This is a genomic window from Streptomyces sp. SID14478, assembly GCF_010548525.1.
Classification (GTDB): Bacteria; Actinomycetota; Actinomycetes; order Streptomycetales; family Streptomycetaceae; genus Streptomyces.
The window spans coordinates 1-4,786 of sequence record NZ_JAAGMG010001315.1 but is presented as its reverse complement, the minus strand read 5'-3'; the positions used below and the strand labels follow the sequence as shown (position 1 = coordinate 4,786).

The 4,786-nt window shown below is 72.9% G+C and carries 6 protein-coding genes; 4 read left to right on the top strand and 2 right to left on the bottom strand.

Features of this window, described 5'->3' with window-relative positions; translation table 11 throughout:
* Positions 1-518 (bottom strand): helix-turn-helix domain-containing protein (locus G3I40_RS47765; RefSeq protein WP_343245199.1); only part of this gene is annotated, 518 nt, incomplete at its 3' end.
* Between the two features lie 258 nt (positions 519-776).
* Between G3I40_RS47765 and hsaA the strand changes: the two genes are divergently transcribed.
* The 4 genes from hsaA to G3I40_RS41820 all read left to right on the top strand — a co-directional run bounded on the left by hsaA (position 777) and on the right by G3I40_RS41820 (position 4,332).
* A complete protein-coding gene (hsaA, locus tag G3I40_RS41835) occupies positions 777-1,961 on the top strand; it encodes a 3-hydroxy-9,10-secoandrosta-1,3,5(10)-triene-9,17-dione monooxygenase oxygenase subunit (RefSeq protein ID WP_164560026.1) in 1,185 nt (394 codons plus the stop codon).
* Entirely contained in the window at positions 1,958-2,815 is an 858-nt protein-coding gene (hsaD, locus tag G3I40_RS41830; protein ID WP_343245198.1) for a 4,5:9,10-diseco-3-hydroxy-5,9,17-trioxoandrosta-1(10),2-diene-4-oate hydrolase, read from the top strand. Before hsaA ends, hsaD begins: the two co-directional genes overlap by 4 nt.
* A 69-nt stretch (positions 2,816-2,884) precedes the next feature.
* The gene (locus G3I40_RS41825; RefSeq protein WP_164560025.1) at positions 2,885-3,796 is read left to right on the top strand and encodes a VOC family protein; all 912 of its coding nucleotides are present in this window, start codon (positions 2,885-2,887) and stop codon (positions 3,794-3,796) included.
* Positions 3,784-4,332 (top strand): flavin reductase family protein, encoded by a 549-nt coding sequence (locus G3I40_RS41820; RefSeq protein WP_343245197.1) that lies wholly within the window; start codon positions 3,784-3,786, stop codon positions 4,330-4,332. The genes G3I40_RS41825 and G3I40_RS41820 overlap by 13 nt, the downstream gene beginning before the upstream one ends.
* Positions 4,333-4,397: 65 nt before the next feature.
* Here the strand turns inward: G3I40_RS41820 and G3I40_RS41815 are convergent.
* Positions 4,398-4,786: acyl-CoA dehydrogenase family protein (locus G3I40_RS41815; protein ID WP_275410323.1), on the bottom strand; the 389-nt coding region annotated here is incomplete at its 5' end.

Here is a 4,786-nt window from a genome sequence, read left to right as displayed (position 1 = left end):
CCGGCGGCGACGACCCGGTCGACGGCCGCCGGGTCGCCGAAGCCCAGCAGGGCCTTGCCCGCGGCGGTGCAGTGGGCGGGCAGGCGGGCCCCGACGCGTGCGGCCGGCCCTTGGTCGTCGAGCGAGCCGATCCGCTCCAGGCAGACGACGTCGATGCCGTCGAGGACACAGAGCTGCACCAACTTGCCGGTGGCGTCGTGCAGTTCGTCGAGGTGCGGCAGCGCGGCGCGCACCAGCCGGTTGTGATGGGCGGCGAGCCCGCCGTGCTCCAGGATGCGCATGCCCATGCGGTAGTCGCGGCCCTCCCTGTCCAGCCAGCGCAGCTGCACCAGTTGGTCGAGGATGCGGTGCGCGGAGGAGCGGCTGAGCCCCGAACGCTGGATCACCTGGGTCAGGGACAGCCTCGGGTGGGTGCCGTCGAAGGCCCCGAGGACCGCCTCGGCCTTCTCCAGCAGGGACAGCGGCACGGCCGCGGCCGGCTCCTCGACGGCCGGGTCCTCGACGACGGCTTCGCGCACAGCAAACCCCCGGTTCAGCGGGATTCCGGATCCTGTTCGGCCGCATGAACGGCCTTGTCCGGACGATGCCACGGCCTTCGGCGCGCAGGGAAGCACCGCGCACGAGGTATTTCTATTAGAAATACCTCGTGTCGGTGTGGGCTGCTCCGTGACCGCCGCCGGGGGCCCTTCCCGCTCACCGGGAACCACCGCTTCTGGGGCCTGCTCGCCCGGCCTACGTTCGCTGCACATCGATCCACCACACCCCGAGGGGGGCATATGAGTCAGGACTCCGCCGCCGTCCTGGACGCCGTCCGCGCCCTGCTGCCGGCGCTGCGCGAGCGCGTCGCCGACGCGGAGGCACAGCGCAAGGTGCCCGAGTCGAGCATCAAGGACCTCGCCGCGACCGGCTTCTTCCGGCTGTTGCAGCCGCGCCGCTTCGGCGGGTACGCGGCCGACCCCACGCTCTTCTACGACGCGGTGCACGAGATCGCCGAGGCCTGCGGTTCGACGGGCTGGGTGGCGTCCGTGGTCGGCGTGCACCCCTGGCACGTCGCCCTGTTCGACCCGAGGGCGCAGGCCGAGGTGTGGGGCGAGGACGGGGAGCGCGCCGACACCCGGATCTCCTCCTCGTACGCGCCGACGGGCAGGGTCACCGTCGTCGACGGCGGCTTTCGGATCTCGGGGCGCTGGCACTTCTCGTCCGGCTGCGACCACTGCGAGTGGGCGCTGCTCGGCGGTCTGGTCACGGACGCCGAGGGCCGCCCGGTGGACATGCGGACGTTCCTGCTGCCGCGCCACGCGTACACGATCGACGACGTGTGGGACACGGTCGGCCTGCGCGGCACGGGCTCCAACGACGTCGTCGTGGACGACGTGTTCGTGCCCGAGCACCGCGCCCTGTCGTTCGGCCCGGTCACCGCGCTGGACGTGCCGGGCCACGCGGTGAACCCGGAGCCGGTCTACAAGCTCCCCTACGCGTCGGTGTTCACCACGACGATCTCCGCGCCGATCACCGGGATCGCGCGGGGCGCGTACGCCTCGTACGTGCACGCCACGCGGGAGCGGATCCGCGTCAGTTACGGCACGAAGGTCGCCGAGGACCCCTTCGCGCAGGTGCGGATCGCGCGGGCGGGCAGCGAGATCGACGCGGCCTGGCTGCTGCTGCGCCGCAACATCGCCGAGCTGTACGCGCTTGCCGAGCGCGGGGAGCCGCTGCCGCTGGAACTGCGCGGCCGCACCCGCCGCGACCAGGTCCTGGCGACCGAGCGCTGCACGTCGGCGGTGGACCTGCTGATGGAGAACGCGGGCGGCAACGCGATGCGCATCGGCGGCAATGCGGTGCAGCGCGCCTGGCGCGACTGCCACACCGGGCGCGGGCACGCCGCCAACGACCCCGAGCGCGCGCTGATGATGCACGGGCAGATCACGCTGGGCCTCGAGATTCAGGACACGATGCTGTGACGACCTATCAGGCGACCTCACGCATCGCCCAGTTGAAGGACATGAGCCTCCATTACCACGAGGCGGGCCCCGCCGAGGGACCCGTCGTGGTGATGCTGCACGGCGGCGGCCCGGGCGCCTCCGCCTGGTCCAACTTCGGCCCGAACCTGGCCCCGTTCGCCGCGGCCGGGTTCCGTACGCTCCTCGTCGACCAGCCGTGCTTCGGCCGGTCGGACAAGCCGGAGCCGGACACCGACTACTTCACGTTCGCGGCCCGCGCCGTCGTGGCGCTGCTCGACGAACTCGGCGTCGCTCAGGCCGGCTTCGTCGGGAACTCGCTCGGCGGCGGCACGGCGACCCGCCTCGCCCTCGACTTCCCCGGCCGCGCCCGCCGGCTCCTGCTGATGGGCCCGGGCGGCATCTCGGTGAACCTCTTCGCGCCCGATCCGACGGAGGGCATCAAGCAGCTGTTCGCGTTCAACTCCGCGGCCGAGCCGACGCGCGCGCAGATGCGGGACTTCCTCACCACGCTGGCGTACGACTCCTCGCTCGTCACGGACGCGTTCGTGGAGGAGCGCTACGCGCAGGCGACCGACCCCGAGGCGCGGCTCGGCGCGGCCCGCATGGGGGCCGCGTTCGCGAACCCGGCATGGGCCGAGCGGACGATGCTGTGGCGCGAGGCCCACCGGCTCACCCAGCCCGTGCTGCTCACGTGGGGGCGCGAGGACCGGGTGAACCCGCTCGACGGCGCGCTCGTCGCCCTCAAGACGATCCCGGACGCCCGGCTGCACGTGTTCCCGCACTGCGGGCACTGGGCGCAGGCGGAGCAGTTCGATGCCTTCAACCGGCTGGCGATCGACTTCTTCTCCCCGTGAGCAGTGGGCCCCACCAGGCCCATCGAGCCCGCCGGTCACCCCATTCCGCCTTCCTTCAAGGACGTTGCCATGGACATCCGCGCACTCGGCTATTTGCGCATCGAGACCACCGACCTGCCCGCCTGGCGCACCTACGTCCTGGACATCCTCGGCATGGTCGAGGCCCAGGGCTCGACGGACACGCAGCTCAACGTCCGCATCGACGACCGTGTGCACCGCCTCCAGTTCGTGGCGGGGGCCACCGACCGGCTGCTCGCGGCCGGCTTCGAGATGCCGGACGAGCGCGCGCTGCGCCGGGCGCGCGAGGAACTGGAGCGCCACGGCGTCGCGGTGAAGGAGGCGGACGCGGCGCTCCTGGCCGACCGCCGCGTGCGGGGCGCCCTCCTCTTCGACGACCCCGCCGGGAACCCGGTCGAGCTGTACTGGGGCCAGGCCCAGGACCACTCCCCGCTCGGCACCCCGTACGGGAACCGGTTCGTGACCGGGCTGCCCGGCAGGCCGGGCGCGCTCGGCCTCGGGCACGTCGTGCTGCCCGCGGTCGACACCGAGGAGACCCTCGCCTTCTACGAGGACGTCCTCGGCTTCCAGCTGCGGGACTCCATGCAACTGCCGCCGGCCGCCGTGCCCTCGGGCAGGCCGGGCCTGGACACGTACCGCATGCACTTCCTGTCCCCCAACGCCCGTCACCACAGTCTCGGCCTGTACCCGGGAGCGCTGCCGCCCGGCATCGTGCACTTCATGGTCGAGCTGGAGACGCTGGACGACGTCGGGTACGGCCTGGACCGGATGAAGAAGGCGGGCATCCCGATCGCCTCCACGCTGGGGCGCCACTCGAACGACCACATGGTGTCCTTCTACGCGCAGGCTCCCGGCGGCTTCCAGGTCGAGTACGGCTGGGACGGCCTCGTCGTCGACCCGGCGTCCTGGACCGCGAAGGAGATCACGTCGGACAGCCTGTGGGGCCACGAGTGGAACGGCTGAGCGCAGCCCCGGTGCGGGAGCGGTTCGACGGCCGCGCCTTCCGTGACGCGCTGGGCCGGTTCGCCTCCGGCGTCACGGTGATCGCGGGCCTGGACGCGGCCGGGGACCCGGCGGGCCTGGCCTGTCAGTCCTTCGCGTCGCTCTCCCTCGACCCGCCGCTCGTGCTCGCCTGCATCGCCCGCACGTCGACGAGCTGGGCACGCCTGCTGCCCACGGGCCGCTTCAGCGTGTCGATCCTCGCGGACGACCAGAAGGACGTGTGCGCCGCGCTCGGCCGGCCGGGCCCGGACAAGTTCGCCGGTGTCCCCCTGGCGGTGACGCGCGACGGCGGGATCCGCATCGAGGGCGCCCTGGCCCATCTGGACTGCACGGTGGACGAGGCCGTCGCGGCGGGCGACCACGACATCGTCGTCGGCCGCGTCACGGACCTCCGCGCCCGCGGCACCGGCCGCCCGCTGCTGTTCTACCGCTCGGGTTTCGGCACGGGGAACTTCGCGCCGGACGCACCGGCGGAGGTGCTGAGCGACTGGCTCTGAGCGTCCGGATCTCCCTGTGCGAAGGGGCCGCACCCCGTGGGTGCGGCCCCTTTCGCGCTGCCGCCTCAGAAGGCGGCGAGGACTTCCGCGCGGCAGCGGCCGGGCGTGCCCCACGCGGTGCGCAGGGCTCGCGCCTTGGTGAGCCACAGGCTCAGGTCGAACTCGGCGGTGTAGCCGATGGCGCCGTGCAGTTGCAGTGCCGTGCGGGCCGCCGTGTACGCGGCCTCGCCCGCGGCCGCTTTCGCGGCGGCCAGGTCGTCGGGGCGCAGCGTGAGGGCGGCGCCGTGGACCAGTGGGCGGGCGAACTCCAGGGCGATCAGGGTGTCGGCGAGGCGGTGCTTGACCGTCTGGAACGCGCCGATCGGCGTCCCGAACTGGGTGCGCTGCTTCACGTACGCGACCGTCCGGTCGAGCAGGGCCCGGCCGACGCCGACGGCCTGGGCGGCGGTGGCGA